This window comes from Ruegeria sp. BHSB058, from assembly GCF_059613285.1.
In genome coordinates this window covers 1-15,421 of the sequence record NZ_JBXWSF010000089.1, presented here as the reverse complement: position 1 = coordinate 15,421, position 15,421 = coordinate 1, and the positions used below count along the sequence as shown (strand labels likewise).

The following is a 15,421-nucleotide window of genomic DNA, read 5'->3' as shown; positions in this document are numbered from 1 at the left end:
TTTCGAAAGTGGCGCGGGTGGCTGCCAAGCCAGACGCGTCGGTGGTGTAGGCATCACAGGCGCCCGCCAGATACTGTTGCTGGCCTTCCGCGTTGGTTTCGATCGGAACCGGCTCATAGCTGATGTTGTTCGAGCGGAAGAAATCCGCCAGGTTCAGCTCGGTTGTGGTGCCGGTCTGGATACAAACGGTCGCCCCGTCCAGTTCCTTGGCCGAGCTTACGCCCAGCGCTTTAGGCACAATAAAGCCTTGACCGTCATAATAGTTGATCCCGGTGAATTCGAACTTGAGGTCGACGTCACGGCTGAAGGTCCAAGTGGTGTTGCGCGCCAGCATGTCGATTTCGCCCGATGCCAGGGCGGTAAAGCGGGTTTTACCAGTGGTCGGCACGAATTCAACGGCATTGGCATCGCCGAGTACTGCGGCTGCCACAGCGCGGCACACGGCCACGTCAAAGCCTTTCCACTCCCCATTTGCATCAGGCGCTGCAAAGCCAACGAGACCGGTGGTCACACCGCAGTTCAGCTTGCCACGCGCCTTGACGTCGTCCATGGTTCCTGCCGCTGCGGCACCTGCAGCCAGACCGGCAACCGTAGCCGCGCCCAAAATTACGGATTTTTTCATATTTACCTCTTCCTGATTTTCCACCCCTTACCGAGGCGGTTCAACCGGCAATCCCATTTGCCGGAAAGGTTACCCAAAAGGTCTCTCCCCTTTAGTGGGCTCAAGTTTGGTCCCATTCGTCAAGAAACGTCAAGACCAGTATATGGGAAATCGATAACGCTTTGGTATCGATTGACCTTGGGTCAATCAGTTTTGGCAGAAAGCTTCCACCTATTCTGCGAGATCATAGAACCGCTTAGCGTGCAAAAACGCCAAGCGCTTTACTTCCGCGTGTTTCAGCGCTTCCTCGTCGGGACCCCACTGCTCTTCCTGCCAAAGTTCATCCAACCGCGAAATGCGCCAAATCTCATCCGGATCGCGCCAATTCCGGGCAGCTGCAAACCCGAGAATCAGCGAACCTGAAAGGCTCACAAGATCGTGAAACGCTGCTAACTGAAAGTCGTTCATCCGATGAACTTTTTCACCGAGCTCCTCTAGCCCAGTAACAGATTGTGGCTGGTGAACGACACCGACAACCGGCACAAGTCTCACACCGAGATCACTTTTTGCCCAATCGAGCGCCGGGTCCCACTGTGCAGCCTGCCTTGCGACCAGAGATTCGGGTTGGTCTGCCCGATAACATAGCAAATCCGAATCGCCATAGGCGGCCAACATGTCCGCAACCTCGGCATGTTGATGATGCACCTTATCGATTGCCGCATTGGCCGAACGCGTAAACGGCATCGTGTTTGGATCGACCACGGTTTCCTGTTCATCCCACTCCCTGGCCACTTCACTGGCCATGCCTGCAGTTGGCATTACCAGCCCAGATTTGGCCGGAGTTTTCACCCGCCGACCGTCGAGTTCGACTGTAAATCCGCCTTCGACCTCAACTACGGCGCTTTCTTTCCAAAACCGCTTCGGTTTCCAATCGCTCATGTATTCAGTTCCAGATATTTCCCAGGGCAGAGGGGAGTTGATCAAAACCATCGATGACTTGATTAGCTTGTGACAGGGTTGATCTGTCGTGATACCCCCAGCTTACACCAACCCCTGCAACATTTGCCGCCCGGGCCATCTCCATATCGAAACTGGTGTCGCCGATCATGACCGTCGAGGCGGCATCGACGCCCGTTTCCCGCCGTGCAGTGTCGATCATCGAAGGATGAGGTTTCGACGGATGGTGATCTGCGACCTGACGGGTGACGAAAAAGCTATTCAGCCCATGCGCTTCCAGCAACACGTCCAATCCTCGTTGGGATTTCCCTGTCGCCACGCCAAGCAAAAACTCGGGGACCGAGTGCAGCGCTTGCAAAGCGTCAACCGCGCCGGGATAGAGCGGCGAGCTTGCTGCACCCTGCGCAAGGCGATGCGCGTGATAGGCCTCTTTGTAGCCTTCGACAAGGTTGTGCCAAATCTTGTCAGAGTACTCCGGCGCCAGACGCGCCATGGCTTGCGGCAGGGACAACCCAACAATGGACAAGGTCGCTGTTCGATCGGGTGCGGGAAGTGACAACGCTTGGAAGGCAGCATTCATTGCGGCCACGATGGAGCCCTGACTGTCCACCAGCGTGCCGTCCACATCGAACAGGATCAGTCGCAATGAACCGGTCATTGCAATGCCTCAAACGGGTCCTCGGCTGCCAGATCTTCGGTCCAGCCGAATGTGGTCCAGCTCTCCTTCATATGCTCCGGGAGATCGGCCGTGACAGTCGTCGGTTTGTGGGTCACCGGATGCTCGAACGAAAGCTGACGTGCGTGCAGATGCAGTTTCTTGCTGATGATACCGCCAAGTTGCGCGCCCCAGCCATCGCCCAAATTTTCTTGCCCGGAGCCTCCGTACTTTCCGTCCCCGACTATCGGATGCCCGATTGCCGCCATATGCGCGCGCAGCTGATGTGTGCGGCCCGTGACCGGCTCCATTGCGACCCAGGATGCACGCCCGGCCACCCGATAAAGTGTGGCGTATAGTGTGTGCGCCCGCTTGGCACCCGGTGTGCTGTCGATCTCTTTCAGATGCACGGCAATCATCTTTTCGCCTTCACCTTGCTTGCCGTGACCCGGCGCCTTGACCAGCCCGGTCTTGATCTCGCCCAGATAAGGGGTTGGCACACCAGCGACCAAGGCCCAATAGATCTTGCGCGTGTTGCGGTGGCGAAAGGCAGCGGTCAGACCCTTGGCCGCCTCGCGCGTCCGCGCCAGCAACAAAACACCCGACGTGTCCTTGTCCAGCCGGTGAACCAACCGGGGGTTTTCCTGATAGCCAAATCTCAGCGCCTCGGCCAGACCATCCACATGCCGGGTTTGTCCGCTGCCGCCCTGCACCGGCAGGCCTGCCGGTTTGTTGAGCGCCAGAACGTGATCGTCGCGATAGATCACGCACGACTGGATCATCTTTGCATCCGCATCCGAAACACGTGATCTTTGAACGATCGGTTTCTGGTCGGCATCCGGCAGCGGCGGCACCCGCACGACCTGTCCGGCGGCCAACCGGGTCGAAGCCTTGACTCGCCCGCCGTCGACCCGCAATTCGCCCTTTCGGCACATCTTTTCGATCCGGCCCTGCCCCACATGCGGGAACACCCGGCGAAGCCAACGGTCAATGCGCTGATCGGCATCCTCTTGCCCGATGGTGATCAACTGAACGCTCATGCCCACATCTCCCGTGCAACAAAAAGCCCAACAGCCAGTGCCGACAGGGACAGGATCACCGACAGCCCGACATACAATACCGCGTATACCACAGCGCCGCGTTCATACAGCGTCACTGCCTCAAGCGAAAAAGCCGAGAAGGTGGTGAACCCGCCCATCAAGCCAGTCACGACAAACGGGCTAAGGTAATGCAGTCCGCGGTGCGCCGCGGCCACGACAAACATACCCATCAGGAACGAGCCAATCACGTTGACCAGAATGATCGCCACAGGAAACTCCTGCGGACCAAGCGCGCGCATCACACCCACGCCGGTGAGGTAACGGAGCGTCGCCCCGATCGCGCCGCCAAGCGCTACATGCAGAACCGAAGAAAACATTGGCGTTGCTCTCGCGCGCGACGCCCGTGAAGTCAAGCCCAGATGGGTTCGGTCAGATCCAGTTCAGCTTTGGTTCCGCTGAGTCCGCAACTTGGAAAAATAGTCCAGCCGCTTTTTCAACTCACGCTCAAAACCACGTTCGACCGGCTGGTACAAAACCGGTCGCTTCATCCCGTCAGGGAAGTAGTTCTGTCCCGAGAATCCATCTTCGGCGTCGTGGTCATAAGCATATCCTGCGCCGTACCCCTGATCTTTCATCAACGACGTCGGCGCGTTCAGGATGTGCTTGGGCGGGGGTTCACTGCCTGACTGCTTGGCTAGTTTCATCGCCGCCTTGTAACCGACATAGGCCCCGTTCGATTTCGGTGCCAGTGCCAGATAGACGACGGCCTGCGCCAGGGCCAACTCGCCTTCGGGCGAGCCGAGCCGTTCGTAGGTTTCCCACGCATGCAGGCAGATCGATTGCGCTTGCGGATCGGCCAGACCGATATCTTCGACCGCCATGCGGGTAATCCTGCGGGCAAGATAACGCGGATCTTCTCCACCGGTCAGCATCCGCGCGAACCAGTAAAGGGCAGCGTCCGGGTCCGACCCCCGCACCGATTTGTGCAATGCCGAGATCAGATTGTAATGCTCATCCCCCGACTTGTCGTATTTCGCCGCTCGTCGCATCAGTCGGTTGGCCAATGCATCGACATCGAGCGGGCCGTCCACTTTCCAGGCCGCGACCTGTTCGGTCAGGTTCAGCAATGCGCGCCCGTCTCCGTCAGCCATTTCCTGCAGTGCCTCGCGCGCCGTACCCGTCAGCGGCAAGGCGCGGCCCAGTTCCTTTTCCGCGCGTTGAGTCAATCGTTCCAGATCGGCCAGACCCAACCGTTCCAGCACCAGAACCTGCGCACGACTAAGTACGGCAGCGTTCAGCTCGAATGACGGGTTCTCGGTCGTCGCCCCGACAAGCAGGATAGTGCCATCCTCCATATGCGGCAGGAATCCGTCCTGCTGGGCCTTGTTGAACCGGTGGATCTCGTCGACGAACAGTAAGGTGCCCTGCCCGTTCTGACGCCGAATCTTCGCCGCCTCAAACACCTTCTTGAGATCTGGTACACCGGTGAAAATCGCGCTGATCTGAACGAAATGCAGATCCGTTTCCTGTGCCAGAAGCCGCGCAATGGTGGTCTTGCCCACACCGGGTGGACCCCAGAATATAAGGCTCGACAAACTGCCCGAGGCTAGCATCACCCCCAGCGGGGCATCCGGCCCCAACACCTGCTCTTGTCCGATCACCTCGCCAAGCGACTTTGGCCGCAGCCGGTCGGCCAATGGCCGTGGGGGCTCGGTCGCAGGTTCCTTTGCGCCAGTGTCGAACAGGTCTGCCACGGCTCAGATCCTGAACCGCAGCGACACCCACTGCCCACGTCGCTGCAGATCAATGCGGACGCGGCGCCCGGTATCGGTCAAGGCCTGACGCACGTCGTCGGGGCGCTTTACCTCTTCGCCGTTTACCGCCCCCAGAATGTCGCCCGGCTGTAAACCCGCTCGGGCGCCAAAAGCCCCGGGGTCAAGCACGACCACGCCGTCCAATGACAACGGCAGGCCAAGCCGAGAGATCACCGCCGGGTTGAGGCGCGCTACAGTCAGGCCAGGTAGCGCCGTCCGTTTGTCCAGTACCGTTTCCTCGGCGGGCGGTTCGTCGGGAGCATCGGTCATCGCTACCTCAATCTCTACCCTCTCGCCGCCACGCAGGCGGGTCATCTTCGAAACACCACCAATCCCGGACACGGACATGCGGAACTTCATCTCGGAGGGCGAGTTGACCTCTTGCCCGTCGACATGGGTGATTACATCCCCCACGCGGAACCCGGCCTTGGCAATGGGGCTTTCAGGGTGCAGGTCCGAAATCACCACGCCCTCTGGTAGCGCCAGTCCCAGAGACTCGGCAATATCGGCGTTCATCGGCTGGCCGGCCATTCCGGCCCAGGGGCGTACGAATGTCTCGTTCCCGGCCCGCGCCTGACGCAGGAATTCCGTCACCAGATTGGCCGGAATGGCAAATCCGATCCCGTTCGACCCGCCCGAGCGGCTGAGGATCGAGGTGTTGATACCGATGAGATTGCCATTAACGTCAATCAAAGCACCGCCGGAATTGCCGGGATTGATCGGTGCGTCGGTTTGAATGAAATACCCCCGCGCATTCCCGGTTGCTGTCCCGGATCGCGCAAGGCCCGAGATGATGCCGGAGGACACAGTCTGACCCACCCCGAAAGGGTTACCGATGGCAAGTGTCAATTCTCCCACCTCGACGTGATCAGAATCGCGCAGTCTCAGGAATGGCAATCCTTCGGCGCCTTGCAGGCGCAGGATTGCGATGTCGCTCTCTTCGTCTCCCAGCACCACTTCGGCGGTAAACTCGCGCCGGTCCGTGGTCACGACCTGTATTTCCGACGCCATTCCGACAACGTGAAAGTTGGACACGACATAGCCGTCCTCTGACAGGATGACGCCCGACCCCAGCGAGTTCTGCACCCGGGGACGCGGTGCTCCGAAATCCCCGCCAAAAAAATCGCGAAAAAATGGATCTGAAAACAACGGGTTAGATCGCCCCTGCCGGATGATCTTGGCATAGATGTTGACCACGGCGGGCGAGGCCTGTTTGACGACCGGGGCGAACCCCATTGATATTTCTGTCTGCGACTGCGGCACCCGGGTTTCGGCGGCGGCGAATGGAGGCGTCAGGAATGAAAAAACGATGAGTATCAGGCGGAGCATTGTCGATCCCATTAGCAGACTTCCATTGGGATATGCGGCGATGTTCGCGTGAATGCAAGCGCGGGACTCAGCCCTTTCGGCGCAGGAACTTGAGGCCTGACCAGTCTGTGTCTACGGCACAGACTTTCACATCGACCCAACCCAGCGGCAGAATTGCGGTGCGGAGATCGTCTTCGGTAATGCCGGAATGCAGTTTTGAAGACTTTTTTGCCCAGGACACCCAAAGCATCCCGCCTTCGCGCAGGATACCTATCTGTTCAGACGCGATTTGGCCGATGTTTTCCCCGCCATGCAGGAATAGATGCACCGCGTCAGGTTCGGCCATATCGGGGGCGAAACGAACGTCTTGGGCGTCCGCAACGAGCTGCGGATAGTATGCTGGCGGGTTCACCAAGCGAACCGACCAGCCCGGTTTGAACCCAAGCTTCTGCGACAGCGGCTTGCCAGAGTACCCGGCGGTTTTTGTGTTGGCCATAAAACCGTTTTCCAAAGCGACGTGCTTCGATCCTAGCAATGACTTTCACATGACCATAAGGGCCAACAGTCAAAATGTCAGGTACGATCAACCAAAAAGAAAACCCCCGCGCAAGGTGCGCAGGGGTTTGAAAAAAAAGATGTTTTTGACTTATTCTTCGTCGGCGGCTGCGTCTTCGGCAGCAACGCGGGCCTTGTCGGCTGCGCCTTTGGCGTCGACGTCACGGTCGACGAACTCGATGATCGCCATCGGAGCCATGTCACCATAACGGAAGCCTGCCTTTAGGATACGGACATAGCCGCCCTGACGCTCGGCATAGCGGGGGCCCAGAACCTCGAACAGCTTTGCGACGTCTTTGTCTTCTTTCAGCTGCGATGCGGCCTGACGGCGGGCGTGCAGGTCGCCGCGCTTGCCCAGAGTGACCAGCTTTTCGATGATCGGGCGCAATTCTTTTGCCTTGGGCAGAGTTGTCTTGATCTGCTCATGTTCGATGAGCGAGCCGGCCATGTTTGCAAACAGAGCCTTGCGGTGCTCATGTGTGCGGTTCAGGCGGCGGTAACCACGTGCGTGACGCATTTTCTAGTTCCTTCTTTAGCGTTTTGCTTTGTCCGGCCTCCGATGCGTGTCAGAGGCTCACCTTGGGGCGGGATTGCCCGGATTGTTCGTTTTGTACCGGTTTTCAGACCCCATTTGTCCGAATTGTACAAAACCCGCGACGGCAGGTTGGCCCCGCCGCCGCAGCCGAAGATGCTTAGAACGCGTCTTCGAATTTCTTTGCCAGATCTTCGATGTTGTCGGGCGGCCAGTCCTCGACATCCATGCCGAGGTGCAGACCCATGCCGGACAGCACTTCCTTGATCTCGTTCAGCGACTTGCGGCCGAAGTTCGGGGTGCGCAGCATCTCGGCTTCGGTCTTCTGGATCAGGTCGCCGATATAGACGATGTTGTCGTTCTTCAGGCAGTTTGCCGAACGGACCGACAGTTCCAGCTCGTCCACTTTCTTGAGCAGGAGCGGGTTGAATTCCAGACCGTCGTCCTCGTCCTGACGGCCAGCCGATTCCGGCTCGTCGAAGTTGACGAAGATCGACAGCTGATCCTGCAGGATGCGGGCGGCATAGGCCAGCGCGTCCTCGGGGGTGATCGAACCGTCGGTATCGATCTTGAGGGTCAGCTTGTCATAGTCCAGAACCTGACCTTCGCGGGTCGGCTGAACGTCATAGGCGACCTTCTTGACCGGCGAATAGATCGCGTCGATCGGGATCAGGCCGATGGGCGCGTCCTCGGGCTTGTTCTTTTCAGCCGAGACATAACCCTTGCCGGTATTGACGGTCAGCTCCATGAACAGGTCGGCGCCATCGTCCAGGTGGCAGATGACGTGATCGCGGTTCAGAACCTCGATGCCGGCGCTTTCGCTGATGTCGCCTGCGGTGACAACTGCGGGGCCTTTGGCATTGATCGACAGGCGCTTGGGGCCTTCGACTTCCATGCGCAGGGACACGCCCTTGAGGTTCAGGATGATGTCGGTGACGTCTTCGCGAACGCCTGCCACGCTCGAGAACTCGTGCAGGACGTTGTCGATCTGAACGCTGGTGATGGCCGCGCCTTGCAGCGAGCTCATCAGCACGCGGCGCAGCGCGTTGCCGAGCGTCAGGCCAAAGCCGCGCTCCAGCGGTTCGGCGACCAGGGTGGCCTGGCGTGCGGGATCGTTGCCCGGCTTGCCGTCAAGCTGGGTCGGTTTGATCAATTCTGCCCAATTCTTATGGATCATGTAATCCCTCCATTCCTGTCTGCGCCCCATGACCAATCAGGTGCAGACGCCCGAGGTTTCAAAACGGCGAACCGGGGCCGCGCAAAAACACGGCCCCAGCTTGTAATTGCAATCGCTCAGACGCGGCGGCGCTTCGGCGGGCGGCAACCATTGTGAGCAATCGGGGTCACGTCACGGATCGACGTGATGTTGAAGCCCACAGCAGCCAGTGCGCGCAGCGCCGATTCACGACCCGAACCGGGGCCCTGGACTTCGACTTCGAGCGTCTTGACGCCATGTTCCTGCGCCTTCTTGCCTGCATCTTCGGCAGCCATCTGAGCGGCGTAGGGGGTCGATTTCCGCGATCCCTTGAAGCCCATGGTGCCAGCAGACGACCACGAAATGGCGTTGCCCTGAACGTCCGAGATCAGGATCTTGGTGTTGTTGAAGGTCGAATTCACATGGGCGACGCCCGATGCGATGTTCTTGCGCTCTTTTTTCTTGATGCGTGTCTTGTCGCGTGCCATCGGTCAGACCCTCCTTACTTCTTCTTGCCCGCGATCGGCTTTGCGGGGCCTTTGCGGGTACGAGCGTTGGTGTGGGTGCGCTGACCGCGAACCGGCAGGTTGCGGCGGTGACGCAGACCGCGATAGCAGCCAAGGTCCATCAGGCGCTTGATGTTCATCTGCGTTTCACGACGCAGGTCACCTTCGACGGTGTAGTTGGCGTCGATGTGTTCGCGGATGGCGAGCACTTCGGAGTCGCTGAGTTCGTTGACCCGGCGGCTTTGTTCGATGCCCACGGCGTCGCAGATCGCTTTGGCCGAGGTGTTGCCGATACCGGTGATATATGTGAGGGCGATGGGTACCCGCTTTGCAGTCGGGATGTTTACGCCGGCAATACGTGCCACGTGTCACTTTCCTTTTCGTTGCGGTTCCGTAACTCCAGAACCTTTTTTCACAACGCTTGACCGTGGCAGTGTGGCCAGAGGGTCCAGCATCATTTTCGAGGTGATCCGGACAAACGGAACGAATCCCGTCTGCACGGTTGATTCCCAATGGGGATGGGGGTCGATATGGGCTTTTGGCGGGGGCGTCAAGCCCCCATGCGCCGTTAACCCAGAAGGACTTCGATCGAGGCGGTAACTTCCTTGATGTCGGCCAGTCCGTTGATCGGGCGCAGGTCACCCTTGGCGTAGTAATAGCCAATCAGCGGCGAGGTCTTTTTATAGTATTCCATCAGGCGGGTGCGCAGGCTTTCCTCGTTGTCATCCGCACGGCGCTGGAAGTCATTTTCCTTGCCGCAGTTGGTGCATTTGCCATCTGCCGGGATCGGTTTGGTGATGTCGTTGTAAACCTCGCCACAGCCGCCGCAGGTCGAACGCGCCGTGATCCGCTGCACCAAGGCCTCGTCATCCACACGCATTTCGATCACGGTGTGCAGCGACTGGCCCAGCTTGCTGAGCAGCGCCGACAGCGCGTCGGCCTGTGCCAGAGTTCGGGGAAAGCCGTCAAAGATGAAGCCCGCGCCCTTTTCGGTCGTCAGCTTTTCTTCGATCAGGCCGATGACGATCTCATCCGTGACCAGCTTGCCGGCATCCATGACCGCCGCGACCTTCTTGCCCATCTCGGTGCCCGAGGTCTTGGCTTCGCGCAGCATGTCCCCAGTGCTGAGCTGCACCATGCCGCGTGTTTCAACCAGGTGACGCGCCTGCGTCCCTTTACCTGCCCCCGGGGGGCCGAGAAGAATGATGTTCATCGACGAGCAGCTCCCTTTCTGCCGCGTTTCTTACGCTTGCCGCGCAGCTGGGACTTTTCGATCAGCCCTTCGTATTGATGCGCCAAAAGGTGGCTCTGGACTTGCTGGATGGTGTCCATGGTCACAGAGACGATGATCAGAACCGAGGTGCCGCCGAAGTAGAACGGAATGGCGAACTGGCCGCGCAGGATTTCCGGCAGCAGGCAGACGGCGGCCAGATAGGCCGAGCCCAACACCAGCACGCGGTTGACCACGTATTCCAGGTATTCGGCGGTTTTCTTGCCGGGACGGATGCCCGGAACAAAGCCGTTCTGTTTCTTCAGGTTGTCGGCGACGTCATCGGGTTTGAACGACACGTTGAACGTGTAGAAATACGCAAAGAAGATGATCATCGACGCGAAGAACAGCAGATAGAGCGGCTGGCCGGGGCCGAAGTTGGCCAGAAGCCACGACATGATCGGGCCATTGGCGGCGCCCGACGAGAAGGTCGAGATCGTCACCGGCAGCAGCAAGAGCGAGCTGGCGAAGATTGCCGGGATCACACCTGCGGGGTTGACCTTGACCGGCAGGTGGCTGGAACCGCCCTCGTACACTTTCATGCCGACATTGCGGCGCGGGTACTGGATATGGATCTTGCGCAGGGAGCGTTCCATGAACACCACAAAGGTGATCACGGCGATGACCATCACGATGACACCGACGATCACGGCGGGGCTGATGGCGCCCGAGCGGCCCGACGCGAAGAACTGTGCCAGGGCGGCGGGAACCTCGGCGATGATGCCGACGAAGATGATCAGCGAGATGCCGTTGCCGATGCCGCGCGCGGTGATCTGTTCACCCAGCCACATCAGGAACATGGTGCCGCCCACGAGCGTGATCATCGTCGAGAAGCGGAAATAGAGACCGGGATCGGTGGCCAGATCGCCCGATTCCAGCGACACGGCCAGACCATAGGCCTGAACGGTGGCCAGTGCCACGGTGCCGAAACGGGTATACTGGTTGATCTTCTTGCGGCCCTGCTCGCCCTCTTTCTTGAGCTGTTCGAGCGCGGGAACCATCGAGGTCATCAGCTGCACGATGATCGAGGCCGAGATATAGGGCATGATGCCGAGGGCAAAGATGCCCATGCGCCCCAGCGCCCCGCCGGTGAACATCGAAACCATGCCGCCGATGCCCTGCCCCGCCTGTTCCATGAACTCGCGCAATGCTGCTCCGTCGATCCCCGGCACCGGAATGAAGGTGCCCAGACGATAGACGATCAGCAAACCCAGCGTGAACAGGATGCGGTTGCGCAGATCGGTGGCCTTGCCAAGGGCAGCCCAGCTTGTGTTGGCTGCCATTTGTTCTGCTGCTGATACCATAAATCGGTCTCTCTTATGAAAACACCGCCCGAAACCGTTTTCCGGCTCGGGCGGCGTCTTGGAAAACTCTGAGGTCTATGTAAGCGGCTCGCGCGCCGCTCACAAGCGCTTACTCTGCCGCAGCGGCTTTTGTGACCGTCAGTGAGCCGCCCGCTTTCTCGACTGCCTCGACGGCAGCTTTCGAAGCACCGGTCACTTCGAGGTTCAGCTTGGCCGAAACCTCGCCCTTGGCCAGAACGCGGATGCCGTCCAGCTTGCGGCGGACCAGACCGGACGCGACCAGCGCGTCTTCGGTGATCGCGGATTTGGCGTCGAGCTTGCCGGCGTCGACGAATTTCTGGATCAGGCCCAGGTTGATGACGGCGAATTCCTTGCGGTTGGGCTTGTTGAAGCCACGCTTGGGCAGACGCTGGTACAAGGGCATCTGGCCGCCTTCATAGCCATTGATGGCCACGCCCGAGCGGGATTTCTGACCTTTGATACCACGGCCACCCATTTTACCCTTGCCCGAGCCGGGGCCCCGGCCAACGCGGGTTTTCTTGGATGCGGCGCCTGGATTGTCGCGCAGTTCGTGCAGTTTCATGTCGCTTCTCCTAAGCCGGATGTGACCCCGAAGCGTGATGGGCCAAACACGGCGTTTCTTGGTTTTGATTCTTGTGGACCCTTTGGGCCACCGGGGGCGTATAGACGCAAGTCGCCCGGCAATCAAGAGGGCGGCAAAACTGCCGCCCTTCACCCCGGTTTTTCGCTTTTGTTTGGCGTCAGGACGGTGTCGGCCACACAAAGTCGGGCCGCAGGCTGTCATAGACCGGGCGCCCATCGTCAGGCCGGGCGTATCCCTTGGTTTCGTCCCAGAAGGCGTGATAGGTCGCGTCGGGGAAACTTGCCACGTCATAGCCCATGACATTTGGAACCGCGACGCGGATGCGCCCCTGCTTGTCGTCCAGCATGATCGGCGCCCCGCATTCCTTGCAGGTGCACAGCTCCAGCGGGCCGTCGGGGTTGTCCTTGTTGAACGGTTGCCGGTTGAGCAACTCGGGGTGATCGACCGCCAGATCGCCATGGCGGAAGAATGCGACATGGGTCGTCTGCTGCCCGGTTACCGATTTGCAGACATTGCAATGACAGGTGTGATTGTCGATCGGAGCATTATCCGTATGCGTGTGCACATGAGCGCAGCCGCCATCCAGAGCCTGAGCCATAAATTCCCCCTTTCAATGATCTACGAAAATGACCGGCAAACCTCGTCGCCGGTTACGTGGCGTAAACTTATCACAAAACGGTGATTCCCGAAATTGAATTGCCGAGATGGGCCATAGGCACGCCGCATGGAAACTGGGCCAGTTGTCTGCCGCGCATCCGTGCTAGGCTTCTGTCATGAGCTGGAATCATCGCGAAATCGTGGATTGGCTGTTGCGGACGGGGGCCACCCTGCCGGATCTGGACGCCCTGATCGAAGGGTTGGGGGCAGAGATGCGGCGCGCGGGCGCTCCGGTGTGGCGAATTCGTCTGGCGATGCGCACCATTCACCCGCTTGCCGCCGCCGTCAGCGCCATCTGGAACCGGGACGTCGCACAGGTCGAGGCGGTGCACAATCCGCACGGGTTGGAACAGCGCAGCGGCTATGTGGGCAGCCCGTTGGCGGTGATCTCGGATACCCGGCAAGCGCTGCGCAAGGATCTGACGCGGCTGGCCCCCGATGATCACGAAATCTATCACGAATTGCGCGCGCAGGGGGCGACCGACTATTTCGGCGTCCCGCTTCGGTGCGGAGATCATCTGTCAGGCATTCTGGTGGCGGCGACGGACCGGGCCAAGGGGTTTGACGACGCCGATATTGAGGGCATCGAGGCGATTGCGCTGGCCCTTGGTCCGCTGTCCGAGGTCCACCGCCTGTCGATCCTGTCCACTGCCGTGTCCGCGGCCTATCTTGGAGCCCGCACCAGCCAGCGGGTGCTGGGCGGCGAGATCACGCGGGGGAGTGTCGAGACCATGGAGGCCGCCATCCTGATCAGCGACATCCGCAACTGGACAGGGCTGAACGCCCGTTTGCCGGTGGAGGAGGCGGTGGCGCTGGCGAACCGGTATTTCGAGGCAATCGATACGGCGGTAACCGAGCATGGTGGCGAAATCCTGAAGTTTCTGGGCGACGGGGTGTTGGCCGTGTTCCCCGGCGATGACGGGCAGCGCACAGCCTGTTCCAATGCACTGGCGGCGGCAAGGCATGCTTTGGCTGCCGATTTGCCCGAGGTTCTGGGGTTCGGCGTCGGGCTGCATTTCGGGCGGGTTCTGTATGGCAATGTCGGCTCGCACAGCCGGCTGGATTTCACGGTGCTGGGTCAGGCTGTGAATGTTGCCGCGCGGATCGAGGCGCTGTGTTCGGAAACCGGGCATCCGGTTCTCTGTTCCCGCACGTTTGCCGACGCGCTGGATGGCGGTCACGTCGCGGTCGGCGAATTCGCCCTCAAGGGGTTGGCGCATCCGGAACAGGTTTTCGCCCCGAAGACCACGGACAAGACTTTGGTTGACAAGGGCGCAAATTGAGAGCATACGCCCCCGGTGCCTTGTCTGCGGCGTGAGCAGACCGCGCGACCGAAGTGTTTGAAACGCATCCGCGCAGCACCTCATCTTTACACACTGACACCCAGATCACGCGGGGTTCGGCGCAATGACGCGGCCTTGGGCAATCCGGCCCGGCGGCAGAGCATCGCGCAACCACGTAACACAACGCGGCCCCGCGGGGTCGCGACATGTCATTTTGCGCGGCCGGAATAGGCCGCCCCGCCGAAAAGGAACGGCTTTTGGACTTTACCATGCTGGGGCTGACGCCCCGCTTTATCACCAATCTTGAAACCCTGGGCATATCGGAGCCGACGCCGATCCAGAAACAGGCGATCCCGCATGCCATGAACGGGCGCGACGTCATGGGGCTGGCGCAGACCGGCACCGGCAAGACGCTGGCCTTTGGCCTGCCAATCCTGATGTCGCTGATCCGGCAGGAGGGCCGCCCGGCCCCGAAGACCGCGCGCGCGCTGGTTCTGGCGCCGACGAGGGAACTGGCAAAACAGATCTCGGACAACCTGCGCGCCTATGCCGAGCGCACCTCCATCCGCGTCGACCTGGTGGTCGGCGGTGTGTCGATGGGGCCGCAGATCAACCGGCTGGGCCGGGGCAGCGATATTCTGGTCGCCACGCCGGGCCGCCTGATCGACCTGATCGAGCGCCGCGCCGTGCGGCTGGACCAGACCGGGTTCCTGGTGTTGGACGAGGCCGACCAGATGCTGGACCTGGGCTTTATCCACGCGCTGCGCAAGATCGCGACGCTGTTGCCCACTGAACGCCAGACCATGTTGTTCTCGGCCACGATGCCGAAGCAGATGGCCGAAATCGCGGCCACCTATCTGAGCAATCCTGTACGGGTCGAAACCGCGCCTCCGGGCCGTCCGGCGGACAAGATCACCCAAGGCGTGCATTTCGTGGCGCAGGCGGAAAAGACCGGCCTGCTGATCGAAATGCTGGACTCGCACCGTGACGAGCTGGCGCTGGTTTTTGCCCGCACCAAGCATGGCGCGGAAAAGCTGATGAAAACGCTGGACAAGGCCGGGTTTGCCGCCGGTGCCGTGCATGGCAACAAGTCGCAGGGTCAGCGCGACCGAGCGCTGAAACAGTTCCGCAGCGGCGAGT

At 60.2% G+C, this 15,421-nt stretch carries 18 protein-coding genes; 2 read left to right on the top strand and 16 right to left on the bottom strand.

Annotation, left to right across the window (positions count from 1 at the left end):
• The 16 genes from AC2FNB_RS17840 to AC2FNB_RS17765 all read right to left on the bottom strand — a co-directional run.
• Positions 1 to 622: transporter substrate-binding domain-containing protein (locus AC2FNB_RS17840; RefSeq protein ID WP_496748279.1), on the bottom strand; the 622-nt coding region annotated here is incomplete at its 3' end.
• 210 nt (positions 623 to 832) lie between these two features.
• The gene (locus AC2FNB_RS17835) at positions 833 to 1,540 is read right to left on the bottom strand and encodes an ATP12 family chaperone protein (RefSeq protein ID WP_496748278.1); all 708 of its coding nucleotides are present in this window, start codon (positions 1,538 to 1,540) and stop codon (positions 833 to 835) included.
• Between the two features lie 4 nt (positions 1,541 to 1,544).
• Positions 1,545 to 2,216, bottom strand: coding sequence for an HAD-IA family hydrolase (locus AC2FNB_RS17830; protein WP_480750380.1), 672 nt, complete (start codon positions 2,214 to 2,216; stop codon positions 1,545 to 1,547).
• Positions 2,213 to 3,253, bottom strand: a complete 1,041-nt coding sequence (locus AC2FNB_RS17825; RefSeq protein ID WP_480750381.1) for an RluA family pseudouridine synthase — start codon at positions 3,251 to 3,253, stop codon at positions 2,213 to 2,215. The genes AC2FNB_RS17830 and AC2FNB_RS17825 overlap by 4 nt, the downstream gene beginning before the upstream one ends.
• A complete protein-coding gene (crcB, locus tag AC2FNB_RS17820; protein ID WP_480750383.1) occupies positions 3,250 to 3,630 on the bottom strand; it encodes a fluoride efflux transporter CrcB in 381 nt (126 codons plus the stop codon). Before crcB ends, AC2FNB_RS17825 begins: the two co-directional genes overlap by 4 nt.
• 63 nt (positions 3,631 to 3,693) lie before the next feature.
• A complete protein-coding gene (locus tag AC2FNB_RS17815; protein ID WP_480750385.1) occupies positions 3,694 to 5,007 on the bottom strand; it encodes a replication-associated recombination protein A in 1,314 nt (437 codons plus the stop codon).
• Between the two features lie 3 nt (positions 5,008 to 5,010).
• Positions 5,011 to 6,396, bottom strand: coding sequence for a trypsin-like peptidase domain-containing protein (locus AC2FNB_RS17810; RefSeq protein WP_480750386.1), 1,386 nt, complete (start codon positions 6,394 to 6,396; stop codon positions 5,011 to 5,013).
• Between the two features lie 67 nt (positions 6,397 to 6,463).
• Entirely contained in the window at positions 6,464 to 6,871 is a 408-nt protein-coding gene (locus AC2FNB_RS17805; protein ID WP_496748277.1) for a hypothetical protein, read from the bottom strand.
• A gap of 150 nt (positions 6,872 to 7,021) precedes the next feature.
• The gene (rplQ, locus tag AC2FNB_RS17800) at positions 7,022 to 7,447 is read right to left on the bottom strand and encodes a 50S ribosomal protein L17 (RefSeq protein WP_480750390.1); all 426 of its coding nucleotides are present in this window, start codon (positions 7,445 to 7,447) and stop codon (positions 7,022 to 7,024) included.
• Between the two features lie 175 nt (positions 7,448 to 7,622).
• Complete coding sequence (locus tag AC2FNB_RS17795) at positions 7,623 to 8,639, bottom strand: DNA-directed RNA polymerase subunit alpha (protein WP_480521635.1); 1,017 nt, start codon at positions 8,637 to 8,639, stop codon at positions 7,623 to 7,625.
• Between the two features lie 116 nt (positions 8,640 to 8,755).
• On the bottom strand, positions 8,756 to 9,145 hold the full coding sequence (gene rpsK, locus AC2FNB_RS17790) for a 30S ribosomal protein S11 (RefSeq protein ID WP_480750391.1): 390 nt from the start codon (positions 9,143 to 9,145) through the stop codon (positions 8,756 to 8,758).
• A gap of 14 nt (positions 9,146 to 9,159) precedes the next feature.
• A complete protein-coding gene (rpsM, locus tag AC2FNB_RS17785; protein WP_480750392.1) occupies positions 9,160 to 9,528 on the bottom strand; it encodes a 30S ribosomal protein S13 in 369 nt (122 codons plus the stop codon).
• A gap of 203 nt (positions 9,529 to 9,731) precedes the next feature.
• Positions 9,732 to 10,376 carry an adenylate kinase gene (locus tag AC2FNB_RS17780; protein ID WP_496748276.1) on the bottom strand — a complete coding sequence of 215 codons (645 nt, stop codon included), beginning with the start codon at positions 10,374 to 10,376 and terminating at the stop codon, positions 9,732 to 9,734.
• The gene (gene secY / locus AC2FNB_RS17775; RefSeq protein WP_496748275.1) at positions 10,373 to 11,737 is read right to left on the bottom strand and encodes a preprotein translocase subunit SecY; all 1,365 of its coding nucleotides are present in this window, start codon (positions 11,735 to 11,737) and stop codon (positions 10,373 to 10,375) included. The genes AC2FNB_RS17780 and secY overlap by 4 nt, the downstream gene beginning before the upstream one ends.
• 109 nt (positions 11,738 to 11,846) lie before the next feature.
• Positions 11,847 to 12,320, bottom strand: a complete 474-nt coding sequence (gene rplO / locus AC2FNB_RS17770; protein WP_480750398.1) for a 50S ribosomal protein L15 — start codon at positions 12,318 to 12,320, stop codon at positions 11,847 to 11,849.
• Between the two features lie 178 nt (positions 12,321 to 12,498).
• Positions 12,499 to 12,939, bottom strand: a complete 441-nt coding sequence (locus AC2FNB_RS17765; protein ID WP_480750400.1) for a GFA family protein — start codon at positions 12,937 to 12,939, stop codon at positions 12,499 to 12,501.
• 175 nt (positions 12,940 to 13,114) lie between these two features.
• On the opposite strand from AC2FNB_RS17765, the gene AC2FNB_RS17760 reads away from it, so the two are divergent.
• Together AC2FNB_RS17760 and AC2FNB_RS17755 are read left to right on the top strand one after the other, a co-directional pair.
• Entirely contained in the window at positions 13,115 to 14,281 is a 1,167-nt protein-coding gene (locus AC2FNB_RS17760; RefSeq protein WP_496748274.1) for an adenylate/guanylate cyclase domain-containing protein, read from the top strand.
• A gap of 206 nt (positions 14,282 to 14,487) precedes the next feature.
• On the top strand, positions 14,488 to 15,421 hold a 934-nt coding region (locus AC2FNB_RS17755), incomplete at its 3' end, for a DEAD/DEAH box helicase (RefSeq protein WP_496748273.1).

What these genes read in the sequence shown, in the direction of transcription:
- AC2FNB_RS17835 (WP_496748278.1), bottom strand. Translation starts at nt 1,540, where the DNA reads ATGAGCGATTGGAAACCGAAGCGGTTTTGGAAAGAAAGCGCCGTAGTT.
- AC2FNB_RS17830 (WP_480750380.1), bottom strand. Translation starts at nt 2,216, where the DNA reads ATGACCGGTTCATTGCGACTGATCCTGTTCGATGTGGACGGCACGCTG.
- AC2FNB_RS17825 (WP_480750381.1), bottom strand. Translation starts at nt 3,253, where the DNA reads ATGAGCGTTCAGTTGATCACCATCGGGCAAGAGGATGCCGATCAGCGC.
- crcB (WP_480750383.1), bottom strand. Translation starts at nt 3,630, where the DNA reads ATGTTTTCTTCGGTTCTGCATGTAGCGCTTGGCGGCGCGATCGGGGCG.
- AC2FNB_RS17810 (WP_480750386.1), bottom strand. Translation starts at nt 6,396, where the DNA reads ATGCTCCGCCTGATACTCATCGTTTTTTCATTCCTGACGCCTCCATTC.
- AC2FNB_RS17805 (WP_496748277.1), bottom strand. Translation starts at nt 6,871, where the DNA reads ATGGCCAACACAAAAACCGCCGGGTACTCTGGCAAGCCGCTGTCGCAG.
- rplQ (WP_480750390.1), bottom strand. Translation starts at nt 7,447, where the DNA reads ATGCGTCACGCACGTGGTTACCGCCGCCTGAACCGCACACATGAGCAC.
- AC2FNB_RS17795 (WP_480521635.1), bottom strand. Translation starts at nt 8,639, where the DNA reads ATGATCCATAAGAATTGGGCAGAATTGATCAAACCGACCCAGCTTGAC.
- rpsK (WP_480750391.1), bottom strand. Translation starts at nt 9,145, where the DNA reads ATGGCACGCGACAAGACACGCATCAAGAAAAAAGAGCGCAAGAACATC.
- AC2FNB_RS17780 (WP_496748276.1), bottom strand. Translation starts at nt 10,376, where the DNA reads ATGAACATCATTCTTCTCGGCCCCCCGGGGGCAGGTAAAGGGACGCAG.
- secY (WP_496748275.1), bottom strand. Translation starts at nt 11,737, where the DNA reads ATGGTATCAGCAGCAGAACAAATGGCAGCCAACACAAGCTGGGCTGCC.
- rplO (WP_480750398.1), bottom strand. Translation starts at nt 12,320, where the DNA reads ATGAAACTGCACGAACTGCGCGACAATCCAGGCGCCGCATCCAAGAAA.
- AC2FNB_RS17765 (WP_480750400.1), bottom strand. Translation starts at nt 12,939, where the DNA reads ATGGCTCAGGCTCTGGATGGCGGCTGCGCTCATGTGCACACGCATACG.
- AC2FNB_RS17760 (WP_496748274.1), top strand. Translation starts at nt 13,115, where the DNA reads ATGAGCTGGAATCATCGCGAAATCGTGGATTGGCTGTTGCGGACGGGG.